21 protein-coding genes and 1 riboswitch are annotated in these 20,971 nt (G+C 37.8%); of the genes, 4 read left to right on the plus strand and 17 right to left on the minus strand.

From position 1 onward, the window contains the following. Positions 1-43: 43 nt before the first annotated feature. Positions 44-550, minus strand: a complete 507-nt coding sequence (locus tag BMW36_RS02775; RefSeq protein WP_089738719.1) for an LURP-one-related family protein — start codon at positions 548-550, stop codon at positions 44-46. Positions 551-697: 147 nt separating this feature from the next. On the opposite strand from BMW36_RS02775, the gene BMW36_RS02780 reads away from it, so the two are divergent. Beyond that, complete coding sequence (locus BMW36_RS02780; RefSeq protein WP_089738722.1) at positions 698-1,030, plus strand: thioredoxin family protein; 333 nt, start codon at positions 698-700, stop codon at positions 1,028-1,030. A 185-nt stretch (positions 1,031-1,215) separates the two neighbouring features. Here BMW36_RS02780 and BMW36_RS02785 read toward each other — a convergent pair whose 3' ends face one another. The 4 genes from BMW36_RS02785 to ku all read right to left on the minus strand — a co-directional run bounded on the left by BMW36_RS02785 (position 1,216) and on the right by ku (position 3,876). Continuing rightward, entirely contained in the window at positions 1,216-1,314 is a 99-nt protein-coding gene (locus tag BMW36_RS02785; protein ID WP_245711557.1) for a putative holin-like toxin, read from the minus strand. A 148-nt stretch (positions 1,315-1,462) separates the two neighbouring features. Continuing rightward, positions 1,463-2,656 carry a sensor domain-containing diguanylate cyclase gene (locus tag BMW36_RS02790; RefSeq protein WP_089738726.1) on the minus strand — a complete coding sequence of 398 codons (1,194 nt, stop codon included), beginning with the start codon at positions 2,654-2,656 and terminating at the stop codon, positions 1,463-1,465. A 145-nt stretch (positions 2,657-2,801) separates the two neighbouring features. Continuing rightward, positions 2,802-2,981 carry an H-type small acid-soluble spore protein gene (locus BMW36_RS02795; protein ID WP_089738728.1) on the minus strand — a complete coding sequence of 60 codons (180 nt, stop codon included), beginning with the start codon at positions 2,979-2,981 and terminating at the stop codon, positions 2,802-2,804. Positions 2,982-3,039: 58 nt separating this feature from the next. Continuing rightward, positions 3,040-3,876: a non-homologous end joining protein Ku gene (gene ku, locus BMW36_RS02800; RefSeq protein ID WP_089738730.1), complete on the minus strand. Its 837-nt coding sequence runs from the start codon at positions 3,874-3,876 to the stop codon at positions 3,040-3,042. An 89-nt stretch (positions 3,877-3,965) separates the two neighbouring features. Here ku and ligD point away from each other — a divergent pair, with 89 nt between their 5' ends. Next, positions 3,966-5,729: a DNA ligase D gene (gene ligD / locus BMW36_RS02805; protein ID WP_175480331.1), complete on the plus strand. Its 1,764-nt coding sequence runs from the start codon at positions 3,966-3,968 to the stop codon at positions 5,727-5,729. A gap of 374 nt (positions 5,730-6,103) precedes the next feature. Here the strand turns inward: ligD and BMW36_RS02810 are convergent, their stop codons facing one another. From BMW36_RS02810 to BMW36_RS02840, 7 genes are all read right to left on the minus strand, one after another. Beyond that, positions 6,104-7,330 (minus strand): hypothetical protein, encoded by a 1,227-nt coding sequence (locus BMW36_RS02810; protein ID WP_089738734.1) that lies wholly within the window; start codon positions 7,328-7,330, stop codon positions 6,104-6,106. A gap of 151 nt (positions 7,331-7,481) precedes the next feature. Then, positions 7,482-8,516: a hypothetical protein gene (locus tag BMW36_RS02815; protein WP_089738736.1), complete on the minus strand. Its 1,035-nt coding sequence runs from the start codon at positions 8,514-8,516 to the stop codon at positions 7,482-7,484. Further along, complete coding sequence (locus tag BMW36_RS02820) at positions 8,516-9,748, minus strand: glycosyltransferase family 2 protein (RefSeq protein ID WP_342707243.1); 1,233 nt, start codon at positions 9,746-9,748, stop codon at positions 8,516-8,518. Before BMW36_RS02820 ends, BMW36_RS02815 begins: the two co-directional genes overlap by 1 nt. Further along, positions 9,745-10,491 carry a hypothetical protein gene (locus BMW36_RS02825; protein ID WP_217640946.1) on the minus strand — a complete coding sequence of 249 codons (747 nt, stop codon included), beginning with the start codon at positions 10,489-10,491 and terminating at the stop codon, positions 9,745-9,747. Before BMW36_RS02825 ends, BMW36_RS02820 begins: the two co-directional genes overlap by 4 nt. A 226-nt stretch (positions 10,492-10,717) precedes the next feature. Continuing rightward, entirely contained in the window at positions 10,718-11,395 is a 678-nt protein-coding gene (locus BMW36_RS02830) for an RluA family pseudouridine synthase (protein WP_089738740.1), read from the minus strand. 136 nt (positions 11,396-11,531) lie between these two features. Then, positions 11,532-12,635: a 5-methyltetrahydropteroyltriglutamate--homocysteine S-methyltransferase gene (locus BMW36_RS02835; protein ID WP_089738743.1), complete on the minus strand. Its 1,104-nt coding sequence runs from the start codon at positions 12,633-12,635 to the stop codon at positions 11,532-11,534. 103 nt (positions 12,636-12,738) lie between these two features. Beyond that, a riboswitch (SAM riboswitch) is annotated at positions 12,739-12,850 on the minus strand. Positions 12,851-12,953: 103 nt separating this feature from the next. Then, positions 12,954-14,066 (minus strand): GGDEF domain-containing protein, encoded by a 1,113-nt coding sequence (locus tag BMW36_RS02840; protein ID WP_089738745.1) that lies wholly within the window; start codon positions 14,064-14,066, stop codon positions 12,954-12,956. Between the two features lie 190 nt (positions 14,067-14,256). Between BMW36_RS02840 and BMW36_RS02845 the strand changes: the two genes are divergently transcribed. Next, positions 14,257-15,198 carry a magnesium transporter CorA family protein gene (locus tag BMW36_RS02845; RefSeq protein WP_089738747.1) on the plus strand — a complete coding sequence of 314 codons (942 nt, stop codon included), beginning with the start codon at positions 14,257-14,259 and terminating at the stop codon, positions 15,196-15,198. A 53-nt stretch (positions 15,199-15,251) separates the two neighbouring features. Here the strand turns inward: BMW36_RS02845 and BMW36_RS02850 are convergent, their stop codons facing one another. Then, on the minus strand, positions 15,252-16,319 hold the full coding sequence (locus BMW36_RS02850) for a C45 family autoproteolytic acyltransferase/hydrolase (RefSeq protein WP_089738749.1): 1,068 nt from the start codon (positions 16,317-16,319) through the stop codon (positions 15,252-15,254). A gap of 195 nt (positions 16,320-16,514) precedes the next feature. Between BMW36_RS02850 and BMW36_RS02855 the strand changes: the two genes are divergently transcribed. Next, complete coding sequence (locus BMW36_RS02855) at positions 16,515-17,612, plus strand: DUF2515 family protein (protein WP_089738751.1); 1,098 nt, start codon at positions 16,515-16,517, stop codon at positions 17,610-17,612. Between the two features lie 70 nt (positions 17,613-17,682). Here the strand turns inward: BMW36_RS02855 and BMW36_RS02860 are convergent, their stop codons facing one another. The 4 genes from BMW36_RS02860 to BMW36_RS02875 form a co-directional block, all read right to left on the minus strand. Further along, positions 17,683-18,384 carry an HAD family hydrolase gene (locus BMW36_RS02860; RefSeq protein WP_089738753.1) on the minus strand — a complete coding sequence of 234 codons (702 nt, stop codon included), beginning with the start codon at positions 18,382-18,384 and terminating at the stop codon, positions 17,683-17,685. Between the two features lie 65 nt (positions 18,385-18,449). Beyond that, entirely contained in the window at positions 18,450-19,298 is an 849-nt protein-coding gene (locus tag BMW36_RS02865) for a patatin-like phospholipase family protein (RefSeq protein ID WP_089738755.1), read from the minus strand. 150 nt (positions 19,299-19,448) lie between these two features. Further along, the gene (locus tag BMW36_RS02870) at positions 19,449-20,369 is read right to left on the minus strand and encodes an alpha/beta hydrolase (RefSeq protein WP_089738757.1); all 921 of its coding nucleotides are present in this window, start codon (positions 20,367-20,369) and stop codon (positions 19,449-19,451) included. Then, a complete protein-coding gene (locus tag BMW36_RS02875) occupies positions 20,362-20,904 on the minus strand; it encodes a helix-turn-helix domain-containing protein (protein ID WP_089738758.1) in 543 nt (180 codons plus the stop codon). The genes BMW36_RS02870 and BMW36_RS02875 overlap by 8 nt, the downstream gene beginning before the upstream one ends. Between the last annotated feature and the right edge of the window lie 67 nt (positions 20,905-20,971).

The following is a 20,971-nucleotide window of genomic DNA, read 5'->3' on the forward strand; positions in this document are numbered from 1 at the left end:
TTAGCAGTCAGGAGGAGTGAGCTGCAATGAAAGGTTTTGCCGCTTATGTGCTTGCACCGCCTGCTGCTGCACCATTGCTTTTTTCAATAGCGTTTACACCCATTACGACAGCAATTAATTCCTCAGTTTCCAGCTTATTCATCAAATTGTTTATTTCATAGGCTGGTGATGAGAAAAACCCGCTGATTTTTTTAAATTCCGCTACGGTGTTGTTGTTGTGATCCTTCATTGTAAAATCCCTGGAGAAGGCGGGCTTATTAATCTCCCATACTTCCTGATTCGCTGTTGTATAATAATATGTTCTGCTAAAGCTGAACAACTTCTGCTTTAAGATTCCTCTCTCACAAACAGGATCAGATACTACCCATTTGGTGGAAAATGGACGAAACTTTGCTGAAATCAACACATTGCCTTCCAGGTCGTAAACGGAAATACTTGACCCAAATGCACTTTTTAAATCGAGTAACCCTATTTCCTCATTATTCCTGTTTTTTATCATCGTCTTGCCTGCTGAAAAAAAGTTATCTGCAATATAAATCGTCTGCTCCATTTTTACATCCCCCTTTCGTTCTCATAATTTGTATACGAAAAGAGCATAGAAAACGTTTCAAATTACACGTAATATTCAACCGTGAGCGTCTCCCTTTCCTTTCAGCATGGTTTGAGCTATAGTGTAATGCAATAGGAGGTTTATCTGATGAATTCCTTTACAACATTACAAACGGAAACAGAAATACATCAATTTATTGACAATAACCCTCTGTCATTTGTTTACATTTCCAAAAACAATTGCAGTGTCTGCCATAGTTTGTATCCACAGATTCAGTCGGTAATGCAAGAGTTCCCAAATATCAGGCTAGGTTATATTGTGATTGATGAATTGCCATCACTTGCCGGCCAATGGAGCATTTATACCGCACCTGTACTCATCCTTTTTGTCGATGGCAAGGAATACTTGCGTGAGGCAAGGTTTGTACCTGTTGAATCCTTCCGTGAGAAAGTGGAGCGCATTTATCAGAACTATGCCTAAATATTTTCTGCTGGGTAATAATTCAAACTTCCCAGGAGTATACATCTATGCTATAATAGATAAAGTAAAATTATTAATAAACCCACAGCTGGCACTGTGGGTACAGATAAGCGGTTCCCCCAGAGGGTTCGGCTGCAATGATTGCATAGACCTCACCTAATTACTTGCAGGGTAGATAGGGAGGTCTATTTTTTATTGATCAATGCTATGATCAATGCGAGTAATGTAATAATAAAACCGCCAAATCCGAACAGGACCATGAATGTTTCATACATACTCATCATAGGCATCCCCCCTTTCATCCGGGGCTAGCCGACCTCACCTTAAAAGAACATTATCTTATTCGATTATATCATATTTCTACCAAAACACAAGAACAAACGTTCTGTTCATGAGCAAAAATAAAACTCTTCACACATTTGTGGATGAATTCTATTTTCCTGAGAACATTGATTTTTGAAATATGCTGATCCATTTTGCGAAGATGCCTTCTTCATTTACTTCCACTTCCTGCAGGTCAGGAGAGTATAGTTTGTAATTGTTCTTCCCGTTATTTTTAGCAAAATACATTGCCTTATCAGCATTTTTTATCAAGGTTTCCTTGTCATCCCCATCATCGGGATACATACTGACACCGATACTTACAGAGATTCTCGCTTCATTTTCTCCAAGAATATATGGTTTTGTTGCTGACTGAATGATTCTTTTTGCGATTTCTTCTATTTCCTTTTTAGTAGTTTCTTCAAAAACAACGATAAACTCATCCCCGCCAATTCTGGCAATCAAGTCTTCTTCTCTTGTACAATGACCAAGTCTCTCTACTACATCAACGAGTAACTGATCTCCTGCATCATGGCCCAATGTATCGTTTACCTGCTTAAAATCATCGAGATCAACAAACATTAAGGAAAAACTGTGGTGATGCCTCTTAGAACGAGCGAGTGCTTTCTTCACATGGCGGTCAAGCATTTTTCTGTTTGGCAGATCTGTCAGATCATCAAAATATGCCATATACCGCAGTTCATTTTCCAGTTCTTTCTGTGTCGTAATATCCATAAACTGTCCATTAATTTGCGTAATCATACCACGATCATTTGTAATAGGCTTAGACACTTTTGTAACCCACTTTTCCCCTTCTGTCGGATGAATAATCCTGAAGTCAACTTGGACCGCATTCCCGCTATGTAAAAGAGCTTCTGATTCCGCTACCTTTTCTCGATCATCTGGATGGATGATACCTTTCCAAAGTTCCCCATTTGTAATGAACTGATTTTGTGTCAGCCCGAATAATGACTCAACACCTTTTGAGAACCTTGATTTCTGTTGAATAACGTCATACATAAATAAAGTTACCCCGTCAAATGAGTTGAAAAACTGTTCAAATTCCTCGACTTTCCTTGTTAACGAGTCGATATGTCTCACTAAATTTTCCTTTTCTTTTACGGTAACCTGGTATTCCGAAGCCTTCCGATCAAGCCTCTGTCCCATCCAAATAATTGTTATCAGGAACAGAATAAGCGTGCCGTCTATCCAATGAAAATTATGCCCTGTAATGATTTGAAAGAAAATTACTGTTACGGAAAGGATGATTGCGATCAATGTGGTTATCAAACCTGTTTTTTTCATATAGGTCCTCCCTGTATTGTCACTGTTGCCTGCTAATTCTACTATAACAGTAATTAATTGTAAACGATAATAATCGACATAATTCGCGAAAGAATGTAAAAAAGAAAATCTTCAGAAGATTCTCTAAAGATTTTCCGCACAGTAATTATTGTTCCATTAACTGATCAATGGTGACACTGTATTTTTTATTTGGATCATGAAGCGGGTGTACAGTAGCTTGTCCGTTACTTCTGTCTACATGTTCAATATAAATCTTTTCCCCATTATGCGTCACATGAAACATATCCGGTGAATTAAGTATTTCCTGAGCTCTTTCAGCATCCATTTTATATCACCCTCCTGTATTTCTATTTTTTGAAAACCTGCAAAAATTATTCGTCTGTTTAGTTGGCTTTTGCTTGTTTTGCCGCAGCAGTTTTTTTCTTTGCTGCCGGTTTTTTCTTCTTCTTTTTCGTTTTCTGTAATGACTTTTCTAAAGCTTCCATCAAATCTGTGACATTGTCATGTTTCTTCGGTTCTTTCGCTGTGGAGACTTCTTCTCCTTTTCGTTTCTGATCAATTAAATCCAACAGTGCAGTACGGTACTCATCTGTGTATTTCTCTGGCTCAAATTCTGTTGTCAGCTGATCAATCAGCAGTTTCGCTGTATCTAACTCTTTCGCAACAATTTTTGCTTCTTCCGGTACATTCGGCACTTCTTTAAAATCACGCACTTCATCAGGGAAATGGATCGTCTCCATTACTAATGTATTATGATAAATTCTAACTACTGCTAAATGTTCTTTAGAACGTATCGTTATTTTTGCTAACCCTATTTTCCCGGTTTCCTGCAATGCTTCACGGAGCAGGACATATCCTTTCGTTCCTCCATCATTTGGAGACAAATAGTAGCTTTTATCAAAGTATATCGGATCAATTTCTTCTAATTTAACAAAGTCGACAATCTCGACAGCTTTCTCATCATTCTCATCTTTTATCGCCTCTAAATCATCTTCCTCTAATATGACAAATTTATTTTTCGTGTACTCGTATCCTTTAACAATCTCCTCTGTAGCCACCTCTTTATCACAAACAGGGCAAACCTTTTCATACTTTACTGGTGAATGACATTCTTTGTGCAGATTTCTTAAAGGGATATCTTTATTTTCAGTTGCTGAATGTAATTTCACCGGAATATTTACAAGTCCAAAACTGATGGTTCCTTTCCACATTGTATGCATGGTGTTCACCTCTTTTTTTCTTAGTTTTATCTTCAATGGTTATAATCATGCGTTAATTACTAAAAATAGAAATGAAGGAGTTGAACACAATGTGGCAACCAATGTTACCGACAAGGGTGGATCAGGTAAAGGAAAATACTGACTGGATATATGAAATTAAATATGATGGGTTTCGCTGCGGGCTGGAATGGACAGAAACAGAAATCCATTTATGGAGCAGAAATAATCATAATTTAACGAAGCAATTTCCAGAGATTATTTCATGGTGCCAACAGAACCAGAAATATATAAAGGAATTGCTGCCATTATTTCTTGACGGCGAACTTGTTATATTGCGGACGGCATATCATTCTGTTTTTTCCCAAGTTCAGCAGCGAAGCAGAATGAAAAATATGAAAAAAATAAAGATGATCAGTGAGGACAGGCCTGCGACTTATATAGGGTTTGATGTAATCAATTATAAAGGGAAATCCGTAAAGTCAAAGCCATTAACCGAGCGGAAACAACTGCTTCATAATATATTTAGAACCTTCCCGTCAGCTTCCAATCTACTGGCTCAACGTGTAGCTGAGATCCGTTATTTTGACTCATTGAAGGAGATTGAGCAGGTTATTTTTCTGCATCAGTCTGAAGGGATGGTGGCTAAACGGAAACAGTCGAATTATATGCCCGGGAAGCGGACGGATGTATGGTTAAAAGTGAAGAACTATCGCAATATTCAGGGAGTTATCGTTGGCTGGGATGCGGAAAATGACTATTTCCATACAGCAGTCTTTGAAAATCAGCAATGTACAGCCCTGGGCAAAGTGAAGAATGGAATTGGTACAAAGGATCAGAAAACCTTAACGACATTTATTAGGCAAAAAGGTTCCAAACAAGGATCCAGTAAATGGAAAATAGATCCGAGCATTTGTGTGGAGATCAATTGTCTGGATGCGAATAATCAGGAGATCAGAGAACCAAACTTTGGAAAGTTCCGATTCGATCTGGATCCCGAAGAATGTACCGACAAGAGAGTACGCCTCCAGCTCGCACAAATCCCGGAAAAACTGGAATTGACGAAACCGGAAAAATTACTGTTCTCTAATCATACGAAGCAGGATCTGATTATTTACTTTCGGCATGTTGCTCCATTTCTGCTGCCAAGACTAAAGGATAAACATTTAACAGTCATCCGGTATCCTGATGGCATTATAGAAGAATCGTTTTATCAGAAACACCCTTCCCGCCATGAACCCGATTTTATAGAAACAGATGGAAAGTATATTCTGTGTAACAATCTGGAAAGCCTGCTCTGGTTTGCCAACCATGGCGCAATCGAATATCACATTCCTTTTCATAAGAAAGATACCGATTATCCAGATGAACTGGTGTTTGATCTGGATCCACCGTCACTGGATGAATTTCCGCTCGCTGTACTTGCCGCTAAATTAATCAGGGAATTACTCACATATAAAGGTTTTGAGTCTTTTGTTAAAACATCTGGCAAGACAGGTCTTCAGGTTCATGCCCCACTTGATGAGCCAATGAATTTTGAACAGACAAGGGAATTTATGCATGCGATTGCTCACGTGCTTGTAACTAAGTATCCTGATTCATTTACGACAGAACGTATGATCAAAAACCGAGGAAAGAGATTGTATCTGGATTATGTGCAGCATGCGCCTAAGAAAACAATTATTGCGCCATATTCTACAAGGGCGACCAAAGGAGCAACTGTTGCCACCCCGTTATTTTGGGAAGAATTGAATGATGAATTGGATCCAAGAATTTTCACCATTGACACTATTCCACAAAGGTTAAACGAGAAAGGATGCCCATTTTTGATTGGCGGCTGTACAAATACAGAATGAGTTTATTTTAGTTGTGATTAGGCCATCAGAACGAAATCTTCGGTTGCTGGGCTCAAGATTTGGTTGTGATCCGCTTATCAGGACGAAATCTTCGGCCTCTGCTCTGGAGATTTGGTTGTGATCTCATCATCAGGACGAAATCTTTGGGGGCTAGGCTCAAGATTTGGTTGTGATCTTCCCATCAGGACGAAATCTCTGGGGTCTGGGCTCGAGATTTGGGTGTGATCCAGATTAAATTAAAAGTAGACCTCCGGTTTACGAAATGTTCACTCTCGTAGGAGGTCTTTTACAATTATGCGCTATTATTTTTTCTTAAAAGGTAAAATATAATCTTCTCTCTTACTCTACTCAACCACTAGCACCACTCACATTCATCACTCTTCTAACAACAATGGTTCGTCTATTGGCACGTCTAAATCAGCTAAGCCATAATTCTCCTTAGCTAATTCCTTTATGCTCTTCTGGATATGGACTACTTGGTATTTCCACTGAATCAGTTCTTTTTTCAATCTTTCCTGGTATGTTTTATGCTGATTTTCCCATTTGGTCAGGTCTTTGATTTTTTGCTCCCAATCTTTGATTTTTTTTTGCTCTGCTTCTCTATAGGCAACATTGGAGACTAACAAATCTTCTACCATTTCACTCAGATAATAGCTTGCTTTTCTTTCCTGATTTTTCACTTGAACGGAAATGGACACCGATGTCAAACCCGCATTGATTTTGGACCACAATTTCTTGTTATCCGAATGGGAGTGCTTCCGTCTATACAGCTTGCCTATCTTTTGTTGAATTTGCTCATACGCCTGTCTGTTTGCTTCAAATGAATCGTTCACATGTAATTGGTCCAGATCTGCATATTTTAAAATACTTTGCAATGTTTTCTTTTCTAATAAAATTTGTTGATTGGCATGGCGGATTTGCTTTTGTATATCATTAATGATCCTCTGATTTTCGTCATAATCATTTTGCGCCCCGTCACGTTCCGTTTTTAATTCTATCAATTGCTGGTGAAGGTTCATATATTCCTCATAACGATTTTTCCATTCGTTTATAAAATGGTATATGTCCTGTTCCCTTAAAGGTGGCACATCTTTTGAAAGCAATATGGCTGTGATCACTCCCAAAAGCTTCTGACGTGCTGCCTGTTTTGAGACCAACCGGTTATTTGCCATAATTCTTTTTCGTACGTTTTGGTCAGCTAACATTTGGATAGCAGCGTGATCAATATCCTCCAGATCAAACAATTCCCTCAATTTTTGTTGAACTGTTACTATTTCCATTGTATTGATTGATTTTTCATTTTTCGTATATTCCTTGAATGTGTAATTCACTATCTTCCTGGATTGTAGAAAGAGATTGTCCTGCTCCGCATAATCCAATCCTTTCAATTTACAGATTCTGGTCATTTCAAGGAAAATATCAACCTGTAATTTCACTTCATTTTTCTCTGCAAGTAAAGCCATCTGTTCATTAATAAAACTATCCACTTTTTCCTGTCTGCCTGATAAAAGGTTTACCGGCAAGTTTACTAATAATATATAAAGCATCTTTAATTCAGAACCTTCGCACATCATTAAGCTCTTCACAAGATGTCGTTCCATCCCATCACTCCTATGTTGTCATGAACATATTATACTTCATTTAGACAAAAAGTATAGTAAAAAAAAGCAACTACCAGCGAGATAGTTACCAGAAAATGTTACTGTATTAGTTTTTTTTGAAAGGCAGATATTGAGTAGCATTTTAGCTATTTTAGTAAGCAATTAATATATCCGTTTTCTTTCCATACAACTCTAAGGCTGTTTCCATATATAAGTAATCAAAAACATGAACACCTTTGTATTGAGTATTTTGAAAATATTCATCCAATTGCCGCAATTTTTCATGTACTTGTTTCGCTAATGCTTGTTCGTTTGTTTTTAGAAAATAAATCAAACTAAGTGCATCCACAGCTGTAGATTGATAATCGACAACCCGATTTAAGCTGTACCTGTCATATCTTCCATACACCTTTCCATTTGTTTCCCACTCTTCATTTAACCAGCTATCAAAAGTTTCCGGTTTTTGATTGAAGATATCGACATACTGTAGTGCAATCAGTAATTGGTCCACCATATGGACTTCCGTATCATTAGAAGGAAGTAATAATTCACTTTTTAGAGAATAAACTTCATTAAAAAATGGGGAATTTCTTTCAGGATCATATAGTAAACCTTCTAATACTCTCAAGTCCATCCCTTCCAACAGTGAAAGGAAGTCCACATCCAAATAGCTTAAATGCAATGTGTCTGAAAATTTTTCTAATTCCCAATCATAAAAATCGGTCACTAGCCCATTGAAAATTTGGTGTTTCCTAATCGATTCTAACAATTGATTAGATAGTACTTTATAGTCTTTATTTTCAAAAACATCCGCAGCGTACTGTAATGAGCGAATAATTCGAAAATCATCCACCAGAGCATTTGTTGAGTATTCTTCACCGTATTGCCATTTAATCCAGTTATCTTCTCCGTTTGAGAATAAGAAATAATCCTTTAAAATATCTACTTGTTGATCAAATAACGCTTTATTTTCTGTAAGAGCTAAGTAAAACATATATTGACCAATACTCTCAGATAAAAACATTTTCTCTGATGACTCGTTGACAGGGTATGCATGGATTAACCCATTTTCATCCATAAAATACTTTTCTATTGTGTCAACAGTAGGGTCCGGCTTGTCAAGAAACGAGAATAAAATAAGTACAAAAATTAAGGTCAATAAACCAGTTGCCATCCATTTATACATTAACCTGCTCCTTGTCGATGCCGAGTTGTTTTATCCCACTTTATCGTTTTCTTACGCATTCTTGCTGAAACAAATTGAAAAATACTTTTAAACAGCAAGATTAGAAAGAGTTGCGCATAAGTAAAGTACATGATTATACCAACAACTATATTTTTTGGTGTTAAAGTATCTTCCAGGACCATCGCACTAAAAAGTTGACCGGTATAAACGATATAACTCATAAACCATAGTATTAATAATGGTGTATCTACGTTTGGCATCGCAATTCCAAATAGACCAAGGTAAAACCACAGATTAGATATAAACAGAAAAATAACAAAAAGAAAATATGTCATAAGATGGTGCAGACTATGAACAATAGTTCTTCCTTTCCAGAATTTCCACTCCTGGAAAGACTTCTCTAATAAATAAAGATTCCCTGTTAACCACCTTGTCCGCTGACGTATTAAATTTCGCAGCTTCTCTGGTTCCTGTTCCCATGTTCTAGCATGATGCACAACAGGAAGGAGCAAACCTTTAGCAGCAACTCTTATAGTTAACTCCGCATCTTCAGCAAGTGCATATGGATCATAACCACCAAGGTCTTCTAATACAGACCTCCGAAGTAACATATTGGTGCCAGCTAAAGACCCCGTCCTTAATAAACCCCACCTTCCACTTTGCATAAGCAATTGAAAAACTTGGAATTCTAACGCAATCATTCTTGTTAATAGATTGGAATCAGCATTAATAGTTTTCACATAGCCTACAGCTCCTGCCGACTTTTTCGTTGTTTCAGCTGCATGAACGAGCTCCATAACTGCATTCTCTTCTGGTTGATTGTCCCCATCAAAAACAAGAAAATACTCAGAATCTGTAACGCTAAGACCATAGTTTAAAACAGAAGATTTTCCTTTAACGTCACTATTTGGTACTAATAAGTAATGTATTTGGGAGAATGTCCGGCTATACTCTTTTACGATTTCAGCTGTGTCATCTGTTGACTGATCATCGAGGATATAAATATTTAGTTCACCTGAATACTTTAATGCGACCATAGAGTCTAAAGTGTTCTTTATCACAACCCCTTCATTGTATGCCGGCACAAACACCGCTACAGAAGGATATTGATTAAGATGTAATATCGTTTTATGCTTTATTCGCTGGATAACTCCTGCAATGGTTAACAGAGAATAGTAAATCAGCATGGTCCAGAAAAACACCATAATAATTACTAAAATTACCTTCATCATAGTTCACCCGCTTCACGATATGGAGCCATTTTCTCCAGATCGAATGCATTACTTTTATATACATAATAAGCAAATGGCAAATCAACTAGATTAAGCTGTGTACGCATCTGTCCTATAAACCGGTCTATAACGATCTGGGTGCCCTTTTCATCTGTGTTCTGTAAAAAGATAATATATTTATCGTGATCAAATTTTGCCACTAAATCAAACCTATCTCTGATAGTATTTAATAATGTAGCTTCTACAGAGTGGTGAAGCGCCTGATAAGTATTTCCCTGTACCAAAACTTCCAGGATTAATAAATAATTTTGTTCATCTCGGCGTTTCGTCCCCGTTGTAATTATCATTGCTCTGTTTCTAAATTCACTTAATGTTAATAACTGTGAGGACCCTTGGTATTTTTCAAGCTGCTGAACTTTCAATTGTATTTTTTCTAAATCGTCTTCCATTTTGCGAACATACGAGAAAATGATCCAGATTAGTAAGACAGAACCAGATAAAAATATGTGTTCCATTATAAGAATATACTGGTTATAAATTGTAGAATCAGTAAGAAACACTAAAGAAAATCCCGTAATTAATATGATACTTAAAACAATTAAAAACATTCTTCTCCATGATAAGAAAAAGGCTAGAACAGCAGTTGCAACCAATATTGCCAATTCAATGATAAAGTATGCTCCTGTATCATTCTGAAATAAACAAATTAGAAAAATCATGAAACAAGTTACCAAAATGGACAATGTTCGATTCCTATTTTTTTTATTCATCTATTGAAAACGAAAAACTCGCATAATTTTCCGCATCCCCCTATTCGACTAATTGTGATTATCCAAATGATACCATAGACCTAATCAGTCGTCACTATGAAATTTATTATTAGGAATTTGTCGTAAGTTACATAGATCTAAATACACGCTTTCGTCGTAAAAAGAATGCGGCTTCCCAAGATTGGCTGCTTATTACCAATTATATATTTTCCCATATATTCCACGGGTAATCATCCGGCGGGATGGAGTCGCAATTCGTTTCTTCTTTTTTCACTGGATGATCAAATGAAAGACAGTGTGACCATAAGGCAATTTGCTGTCCCGGTTTATTTTCATTGACGCCGTACTTCTGATCCCCGTAAAGCGGATAGCCTCTTGAAGCAAATTGGACACGTATTTGGTGAGGTCGCCCTGTGTGGAGGTTAATTTTCAACAGGCTTAAACCATTGCCTGTTTCTAACACTTTGTAATCAAGCAAAGCTCTTTTTGCTTTTTCTTCATGTTTGGAAGCAGTTCTGACGATATTTTTTCGCTGGTCTTTCACTAAATAGTCTACTAGTTTGCCAGATTTCTTTTCAGGCAGGCCACGGACTACTGCTAAATATTGTTTTGTGATCAAGTTTCTTCGGATCGAATCAGATAAGCGTGATGCCGCTTTTGATGTCTTTGCAAACACCATTGCACCGCCAACCGGCCGGTCCAATCGGTGGACTAATCCTAGATAGACATTGCCTGGTTTATTATAGCGTTCCTTCAGATCTTTTTTTAATAAGTTCACCAGATCCTCATCTTGCGAGCGGTCTGCCTGCACTGGTACGTTGACTGGTTTTTCGACAACGAGCAGGTGATTGTCCTCATGCAGAATCGGGATCTCCATAATATCAAGACTCCTTTTAAAATAGTACCTTATTATAGTAACATAATTATCTCTTTTAATCGAATGAGCCTTTCTGAAAAAGAAAAAACCTTCACTGCCCAAAGGACAACAAAGGTTTTCCTATTTACACTGATACTTATCCCCAAATCTCATTCGCTAAATCAACAATGTATTTCAATTTATTCCATTGATCTTCTTCTGTTAATTTATTTCCATGGTGAGTGGAAGCAAATCCACATTGCGGACTTAGGCACAGCTGATCTAATGGTACATATTGAGAAGCTTCTTCTACGCGGGCTTTAATCACTTCTTTATCCTCTAATTCACCAGTTTTGGATGTGATAAGACCAAGTACAACGTTTGCTCCGCCATTTGGAATGTGATTTAACGGTTTGAAACCGCCTGAACGTTCATCATCATACTCAAGGAAAAATCCGTTCACTTTTTCTTTAGCAAATAATGTTGGTGCGATTAAATCATAGCTTCCCTCAAATGCCCAGTTTGAACGGTAATTTCCACGGCACAAGTGAGTTGTTACCACAAGGTCACTTGGTTTATCTTCAAGTACTCCGTTTACTACCCGCAGTGCTAAATCGATCAAAAACTCTCTGGAGAACTCACCATCATTGAATGGGATGTCTGGTGAAGATAGTCCGGCAATGTACACATCATCAAACTGAAGATAACGAACACCTGCATCATAAAATGCTTTGATTGCATCACGGTAAGCCTGAATAACATCTTTTGCGTAATCTTCGATGTCCGGATAGATAGAAGCATCACGGATTCCTTCATTAAATAATTGGTTTGGACTTGGGATTGTTTGTTTTGCAACCGCACGGCCGCCAACAATTTCGTTAAATTCCTTAAAGTCCTGGATAAATGGATGATCTGGATTAAAGGAAACTTTACCATTATTACGGACATTGTATCGTTCTGTCTCTTCTTCCCCATTGAAAATGTATCCTACTTCCGGAACGTATCCCTCAATTCCATTTAAATGCTCCAAAAAGTCTGTATGCCAGAAACGGCGGCGGAATTCTCCATCTGTTACAAGTTCCAATCCTACTTCGATCTGCTTGTCTACAATATGGGCAATTTCCTTATTTTCCACTTCACGCAATTGTGCTGCTGATATGCTGCCATTCTGAAAATCCTTTCTTGCCTGAAGCAGGTTATCTGGTCTTAGTAAACTCCCTACATGATCTGCTTTAAATGGTGCTGTAATTGTTTTTGTCATTTTTCATTCTCCCTTTTCCTATGTAATAGATTTATTCATTCCTTACTAAGCTACGAAAAAAAGGCCTTCTAAGAAGAAGGCCTTTGGTTAGCAAAAGTCGTTCTTCTTATCTTCTAGACTGTCTGGCAGTCTATTGGAATTAGCACCGGGTCTAACGATTAGACTGGTTGCTGAGACATCACAGGGCCAAATCCCTCCGCCTCTCTTGATAAGAAAGTTGATGAAGTTGTTGTATTAACTGATTGCAAGTTTAATATAGATTCTGAAAAAAAGCAATAGTTTTTTAAAACAAATTCTAAATTTTCTGATATTAATCTCTCATTCTACTGCAGTTAGACTCAACTGATCACAGACGATCTGATTTTTCCCATTACTTTTTGCTTTATAGAGAAGTTCATCCGCTTCATCAAAGAATTCCACTTTTGATAAATGCTTTTCAAGCTGTTTTAAACCGATACTGACGGTAACATGCCCATTTAATTCCTGGTGAAACTGGCTGGCAATGTATGAACGGACTTCCTCAAGAATACGGTAGGATTCCTCTAATGTTTTATTTGTTAATAAAATCGTAAATTCTTCTCCGCCATATCTTGCTGAAATGTCATCCTCTGTAACCTTCTCAGAGATAGCGAAAGCCACCCGCTTCAAGACGAGATCGCCATTACTGTGGCCATATTGGTCATTTACAGACTTAAAATTATCAATATCAATAATAGCCAGTTGCAGCGGCATATCATAGAAAATGCTCTGTTCAAAAAGAAAATCCAGATATTCATGGAATGTCTTGTGATTGTACAACCCTGTCAGCGCATCAATTTTTGTCAGTCTTTCCATCATGGTGCTTTTCACAAGTAAATCCTGTTCTTTTTCATTTGCCCGCTGGAGAATTTCGAGCATTTCATTTGCTCTTGACAAAATAATCAGGAAAACGAAGTAACTGCACAACAGTACAAACAGATAAGAAAAATACTCATATACGGTAACTGCATTTCGAATAGATGGCAAGAGATAGATAGCTGTTAATGCAATTACATTGACAATAAGACTGAATTGAAGAATTTTCCGGTCATAATAAATTAAGATAACGGCCATTGGCAGCATTAATAAAATTTGCAGCCCGGGTACTTCCGGATGATTAATGATAATAGCAAGGGCTGAGATCGTGCCGGTAATAACGAGAAGTTTATCACTGAAGTTCTTTTTCACTTTTACAAGATATGTAGTAATTCCTAATGAAATCAGCTGAATGGAAGTTGGGATTAATAGTTTCAATATTACGAAATCTATCACATAATATGGGAAATAGTATACAGTAATTGTTAAACCGATACATTGACCAATAAATGACATAAGTACCATTATCCAATAAATTGTTAGTATTTTTTCTGTCCAATATCTCTGGTTAATAAGGAGTTGACTGTGATTTGCCATTTATTCCCCCACCTTTGCTGTTTATCTTTTTATTATACACAATCCATTGGGACTATACACCTAAAAACTATCAAATTTTGCTACAATATTACAAAATTCCTATTATCTATTTACATATGTGAAGAAAAGATATTCAGTTTAACCAGCACCGAGTTGTGGTATAGTCTTTTATCAGAAAGGAAGAAATGCCATGATATCGATATTCCTGACAACAAGTGATGGAACAGTAAAAGAAGAGGAAAATTTCATACAGAACAGCTGGATCCGCCTTACAGAACCAACATTGGAGGAAATAAATACGATTTCTGAAAATTGCCGTGTTCCTGTTGAGTTTCTGGAAAACCCGCTTGATGCGGAGGAAACAACAAGGATTGAGCATGATAAAGAAACAGAGTGTACCCTTATTATAAATGACTTTCCTGTCCCTGGTGAAAACAGCAGAGATGTGACTTCCTATATTACTATACCGATAGGAATCATCATTACACCATCCTTTGTGATAACCGTTTGCAGTAAGGATGTGCCGTTTTTAAACCAGTTAAAAGGACCGGTAAATACAAGGATGAAAAGCCGTCTTGCCTTGCAAATCCTGTACTCTATTTCTGCGTTATACTTAGATAGTTTAAATGAACTCAATAAACAGCGGATAGCCATTGAAGAAAAGCTGAAACAAGCACTGACAAATAAACAACTGTACGATTTAATGGAAATTGAAAAAAGCTTAGTATATTTCATGACATCACTTCGTGCAAACGATGATGTACTAAAGAAAATTCTTCGCACACACTCCATCAAAATGTACGAGGAAGATAAAGATTTACTAAATGAAATGCAGATCGAAAACACACAGGGAATGGAAACAACTGAATTGTATTCCCGGATTCTTGACCGGATTACCAGTTCCTATTCATCCCTGATCTCAAATGATATGAATAATGTCATGAAAACTCTCACACTCTTTACGATTTTTCTCACATTGCCCACATTAGTTTTCAGCTTTTTCGGAATGAATGTGGATTTGCCATTTAAAGCCGAAGGGCCATTTGCCTGGTTACTGACAATCATCATTTCCATTATCCTTTGTGTAATTGTCGCTGTTTTTCTATGGAGAAACAGAATTTTTAAAAAGTAGTAAAAAAGCAGGTAGTTTGGTAGATGCTGAACCAAAATGCCTGCATGCTTTCCTTATGATTTGCTGTTTTGAAACCAGTCTGCCTTTTCCATGTGCAGAAATGGGATGTCTGTGTCTATCTCTCCTTCTACTCCAAGCGGAACGTCAGATCCTTTCAGCCAATCCTGAAAAGAAAAAACTGCTGGCTTTCTGTTGCTTCCAAGTACATACCATGCTGATAATTCCGATGGAAAATAGGCGCTTGTATGAATGGTACCTGCCCAATTCCGGTACTGGCTGGAAAAGATTCCTTTATCAGAATCATTTAAAAGGTGGAAGGCTTCCTCACCTGTCAGTTCTTCCCCCATTTTCGATTCCATCAGATCAAGCCGCTTCCGGGAATCTTGAAGAAAATGCCGATTCTCCTTAGGCAGAAGGGTAAAATGGTTCGTGCAGACAGCCCCTTTTCTGCTTTCTACACCTCTCGGTGATGCTTCCACAATAACCGCTTCCCGATTATTGTCATACAGTACATAACTGAATGAGCCCCTGTGCGGGATCTCTTTTAAGAAATCGACCGCTTCTTCCGTATTGGCACACTGTTCCAATACGATCCGTCCAATCATGTTACAGACAAACCCGTTACCAGGCCGTTTCCTGTTGGTAAATGTATAACCTAATATTAAGCCTTTTTCATTCATCCCATCACATCTGCCTGTGATTCTCTGGCTAACTCCGATTGTCGCATATCCTTGATCAGATGGCTGGAATAATGTGAACCTTCCATCATATGTTTTTGGATGATAGTCATAATTCCGGATCATATAATCATTGCCAATTAAAATAGAACAGCCCGACTTCGGTACTTTCACCCGGTATCCGCCAAACTCAAGCAGGACTTTTTCAAGCGGCCATTCAAGTGCATCCTGTAGCCCGATAAATTCTTCCCATATTTGCGGAGCATATTGCTTATATACCTGCTTCGTTTCTTCCACATTTATCTGGAATAAAGGTTTTCTCACCTTCCATTGTTTTTCCCTGTTTCTAACAGTCCACGAGTCGGATATTTCTTTACCCTGAACATAACCGAAGTCATAATGTGATCCTCTAAACGGGATTACGTTCGTCTTGATTCTCTTCATGTCATTCACCTCTCTAGTTCCCACCATTATAATTCTTCTCTTTCTTAAATACAAAAGTTCTAGTTTTATCACATGATTGTCCATATTCTGGTCATGCTATGAAAGAAACAACCTGAAAACGAGCTGCATAAAATATAGAAAAATCATGAGGGGGGACTGGTCATATTTTTCAACCAAAAGAAACTCCGTACAGAAATGAAAGCATTAAAAAAAGCATTAAAAAAACTGCATCCCTTGCCATCTCACCCATCTGCTCTATCCGTTACCGAAAAGGAAATTATTCACTCTATTGAAAAAGAGACAGTGAAGCATAACATAAACAACATAACGAGAACAAATGCTTATTTAGAATTTTACAAACAATGCCCTGAAATTAAATGGGCATTCCTCGCACACATGGTTTCACGAAATGCAGGATGGAATATGACTGATTTGAAGGGAAGTTTTTTAAAAAAGCTGCTGTCACCCGAACAGCAGGAATACTTTTTTTCCTTTCTGGAACGAAGCAACTGGTTAATTTTCCAGGATGCATATCCACAGCTTCTTCTGTATCTGGAATGTAAAAAAAGACAGAATAATTACTTTCATCTCCTTCGAAACTTCGGTATTTCATTATTCATGGAAGCAGTGTGGAACCATTATTATCAAAACGGAAATAACGATCTCATCTCAGTCGCACTGATCATTAATGAACAGCATTATATTGAAAACAGGGTTGTTCACAATCCCGAATATCAGGCGACATTGTTCGAATCAGTTGAATTTATGCTGCAGGAATGGCTTGAGCTTAATCAAATATTGTTTCCATACAGGGAGAATGCGAAGTCAAAGGCAGTCGGTTTGTCTGTTCATCACTTTGCTGCAGTCCAAGAACGAATTTTATTAGGCAAGCGGTTATATCATTTGCTTTTTCATCCGGATTATTATGCAAAAATTACAGATTTCGCTATTAATCAGCCACATACCGGTTCAAGAAAAGATTTTTCTCAAGAATTATTTCATGACATTGATGAGAGTTCCCCATATGAATCCGTTCAGGCGAGACTGGACAATTGCCAGCTGCTGCCCGGGTCTATGAGGATATATAGTCCGAAACTGACAGATGTGTGGGAAAATGTACCCCAGAAACCTGCAGAAAAAGAGGATTGGTATACTGACTGGAGAGTGATCAAATATTTGCAAAAAGAGCATAATGGAAATATTATTGCAGATATTCAGAAAGAATATTGTGAAGGTTTGAAAAAACTGGAATTAGCTGTCCTGGCGAAACAGAAAATAACGAAAGCTCATTAAATGAAAATTCTCATGAACAAACCGTGTTCATGAGAATATATTTATTTTCAAATGTTACTCTTTCCCTGTATTATTCACTGAAATAGTGTAACAGCTCTTCTGCATTGTGCACTTCTATGTCTGGCTGATATGGACTGTTTAGCGGAATTGTCCGGTTCCGGTGGTTCATCCAGATTGCCTGCCATCCCGCCTGTTTGGCTCCAACGATATCTTTCTCGTAGGAATCCCCGATATAAACCGTTTGATCAGGTTGACAGCCAAGTTTCGATGCTACTATATCAAAAATTTCCTTTTTCGGTTTGGCAACAGAATATGTTCCAGAAATAAAGATGTTTTCTTTCGGTATCCATTTTTCTAACTGCAGCTGCTTTATTTTCATTGACTGATGCTTTTCTTCCCCATTTGTTAAGATTGCCAGCTGTTTGTCCTGTTTTTTCAGCCTTGTAAAGAGCTCTTCTATTTCTGGGAAAAGCTCAATTTTGTTCTGTTCCTGTTTGTAAACCTGATCAAACTTCTCTGCTTTCACTACATCCATTGGAATACCGAAATCTTCACAAGCTTTCATTATTCTGCCAGTTAGCCATTCCTTAACAGATATTTCCCCTCTTTCACTCTGATCAAATAAAATCTCGCTGTATTTTCTGCTTGTTCGGTAAATTTGATCAATTTCCTCATATGTATAGGAATCTTCCACTAATTGACGAAATGTGTGGTGGAAGGACAATGCCTGATCATACATTGTATCATCCACATCAAAAATAATCGAATTCATTACATATCCCCCTCGGATAATGTGAGACGATTGCTCCTGCAGTTTGCAGCAAAACTCACTTGGCTTTATGATAAAAACTCGTGCAGCGGCTCTGCAACCCGCTCGACATCCTGATAACCTTGCTCATATAAATGGGTTAATTTCTTTTTGTTTTTTTCGACCCGGCCTACCGTCAACTTTTCTGTTGGACATATAATAAAGACATTCCCTTTCTTCTCTTCCTCAAATAGATAGTTCAGTGTCTCATTATACTCCATATGTCTTTCTGCAATTGCTTTTAACAGTCCAGGGTACTCCCGGTATTTCCTGCGCATGTACCAGTTAACGGTTTGCGGTTTTTTATAGTAACCTCTGTTCCTTGTTAAAATAACTACATTTTTATGATTGCCATCTTTGATTGACTGTTTAATCGGTATAGGGGCAGTGATTCCACCATCCATCAGAACTCGATTGTGAAAGTCCACTGCTGGTGCAACGAATGGCAAGGAACTGGATGCCCGCAAAAGTGTCAGCATATCTTTTGCATAGTCAGATTTATGATAAAATATAGACTCACCTGTATAGCAATCCGTCACCCCGACAACAAATTCTTCCGCAGCCCCATTAAATGTCTCGAAATCAAACGGCACTAAACTGTTCGGAAGTGTATCAAAAATAAAATCCATCCCAAACAGCTGACGCTTTTTAATGAAATTACGTAAAGATAAATACTCAGGATGATCGACATAATCAATTGTTACCTTTTTATTCCGTTCCATCTGCCGCGAAATATAGGAAGAGCCATTGCATGCACCAGCTGATACGCCAACCACATATGGAATGTAAATATTTTTTTCCATAAGAAATTGCAGGATCCCCGCTGTGTAGACGCCTCGGCTGCCTCCTCCTTCAAGCACTAACCCTATATCTTTCATACAAACATGTCTCCTATTACTGAATATTGTTAATAACAGCTCATGGGGCTCTCTTTCATCCCCACAGAGTTATTTTTACCGCTATGGTAAGAATAATGATACAACAGCATTGCGGTCAATACCAGTAATTGACACAAACGGAGATATAGATTAATGGAGCCATCCTTCCAATATTTCTTTTAATCGCGGGTGAATCGGTTTCGAGCGGTTTCTCTGGTATGCTTGCTTGAATCTCAGAATGTTAATATCTTCTGTTTCTTTTTTTAACATATGATCCATATCGTCAATCACATAGGTTTCCAGTTCAGAAGAAATGAGTTCATTCAGCCGGTTTAATTTGCGGTAATCTGATTGAAAATCAACTTTTCCTGTGACAGCAAGGACAGGGCATGTAATCTTTTGAAAATCTGCCAGTAAATCATACATAAAATGTTCGCGCAGCCACTTTGCCGGGAATGGCATCAGTTGAACCCTGATCATATCTTTATCTGTCGCCTTTATTTTTTCAAATAACTTCTCGTTTTTCTTTTCAGTTTTCTCATCAAGCCGAAATGTACGAAAAAGCCATCCGCTAATATTTCTTTTCGCTTTGGTTGCTTCAAAATAGAGCTCACGCTGCCGTTTAGACGCTTCTTCCAATGTTTCACCACCACCTGCTAGTAAAATGACACCATCTGCATCACCACGAGCAGCAACTGCTGTGGCAATCATGGTGCCTTCACTATGACCAAGCAGAATAATTTTCTTCACTACAGGCAAATCTGTTCTAATATACTGAATGGCAGCTTGAACATCTTTGATGGAGTCGTGAAGCCCTGTTTTTAGATGGTCGCCTTCACTTTCCCCAACACCTCTTTTATCATACCTAAAGGTGATGAATCCGAGACTGACAATAAAATCGGAAATATCTTTGTACAAGTTGAAATCCATCCCTTTCTGTTCAATATTTCCATCACGGTCAATTTTTCCTGAACCCGGTATCATGACGACAGCGGTATCTGTATTGTTGTCTTCCGGCAATGATAATGTTCCCGCAAGTGTTACATCACTTTTGATTCTAACCTCATTCATTCATACCCTCTCCTTTATCCGGAATAATGATTGTAGTAAATTTCCTTTTCCGACGATTGCTGTCTGGTTCATATTGCCGGTATTTCTCGTAAACATGTTTCAATTCCGTAATCATCTGGTCAAATTCTTCATTAGACAAATAATACGTACCTTGCCTGTAACTAACCCTGTCTTCCGCTAAATTTATGTTCTTCTTGGTTAAATACTTGCCGTAATCCTGGATCGTGCTCGATATAAATTGTGTAAACATTTCCAGATGTTCTTCCCTCGACATGCTGGCAATCTCCTCATGGCTAGGACTTTCTGCATCTTTTGCCAGACTGTATATCCTTTCTACTGTACCGCGTTTCTTGTTTTCCTCCTTGACGATGATCATCCCGATATGATGCAAATATTTAATATGACGGTAAAGTGTTGCGTGCGGGATATCTGGTAAATAATCGGAAAGCTGGGAGGATGTCAGCTGTTTTCCACCTGCCAAAGTCTGGATGATTTCCAATCTTACCGGATGCAATATTTTCTTCCAGTCTTTCATCAATATCACCTTTTTTTCATTATTAGTATCACTTTTAATATTATTATCATTTTTGATATTATTCAAG

This window comes from Gracilibacillus ureilyticus, assembly GCF_900111195.1.
GTDB lineage: Bacteria > Bacillota > Bacilli > Bacillales > Amphibacillaceae > Gracilibacillus > Gracilibacillus ureilyticus.